The sequence below is a fragment of the Streptomyces marokkonensis genome, from assembly GCF_039539045.1.
Lineage (GTDB): Bacteria > Actinomycetota > Actinomycetes > Streptomycetales > Streptomycetaceae > Streptomyces > Streptomyces marokkonensis.
Genome location: NZ_BAABCQ010000388.1, coordinates 1 through 1008, shown reverse-complemented (window position 1 = coordinate 1008; position 1008 = coordinate 1). Strand labels below are relative to the sequence as shown.

Sequence of the window (1008 nt, the reverse complement as noted above, 5' to 3'; positions counted from 1 at the left end):
TGCCAGTCCAGCTGGACGCCGTGGACGTGGGCCTCGGCGAGAGAGGTCATGAAGCGGTGTGCCTCGTCCTCGTTCCGCCGCAGAGTACCCAGCGCCACCGCCTCACTGCCGGCCGCGTCGAAGGTCTCCTGCAGACCCAGGCTGAGCACCGGGTGCGGGCTCACCTCGATGAACACGCCAAAACCGTCCCCGACCGCCGCGCGCACCGCCTCCTCGAACTCCACCGTCGAACGCAGGTTGCGATACCAGTAACCGGCACCCAGGCCCGTCATGTCATCCAGCAGGCCACCAGTGAGTGTCGAGTAGAACGGCACCCCGCCCGACCTCGGCGCCACACCCCCGAGCAGCCCGGCCAACTCCGCCTCGATCAGCTCCACCTGAGCCGAATGCGAGGCATAGTCCACAGCGACCTTCTTCGCCCGCACACCCCGCTCGGTACAGGACGCCACCAACTCCTCCAGCGCCCCCGACTCACCGGACACCACCACCGAAGACGGACCATTGACCGCGGCCACCGAGACACGGCCCTCCCACACCGACAACCACTCACGCACCTCCACCACCGGCAACGACACCGACACCATCCCACCGCCACCCGACAGGGCCAGCAGAGCACGCGACCTGAGCGCCACCACCCGCGCACCATCCTCCAGCGACAGACCACCCGCGACCACCGCCGCCGCGATCTCACCCTGAGAATGGCCGATCACCGCAGCAGGCTCCACCCCACACGCCCGCCACAACTCCGCAAGCGACACCATCACCGCCCACAGCACCGGCTGCACCACATCCACCCGGTCAAAACCGGGCGCACCCACCTCCTGCCGCACGACATCCAGCAGACGCCAGTCCGTGAACGGCTCCAGAACCGCCCCACACTCCGCCATCCGCCCCGCGAACACCGACGACGACTCCAACAACCCCGCCGCCATGCCCAACCACTGCGCCCCCTGCCCCGGGAACACGAACACCGGACGAACCGAAGACCCCGCCACACCCCGCACCACA

1 protein-coding gene is annotated in these 1008 nt (G+C 68.8%); it reads right to left on the bottom strand.

Translation table 11 applies throughout. The features are described 5' to 3' along the window. A partial coding sequence (locus tag ABEA26_RS36030) for an acyltransferase domain-containing protein (protein WP_345598296.1) occupies nucleotides 1-1008 on the bottom strand: 1008 nt, incomplete at both ends.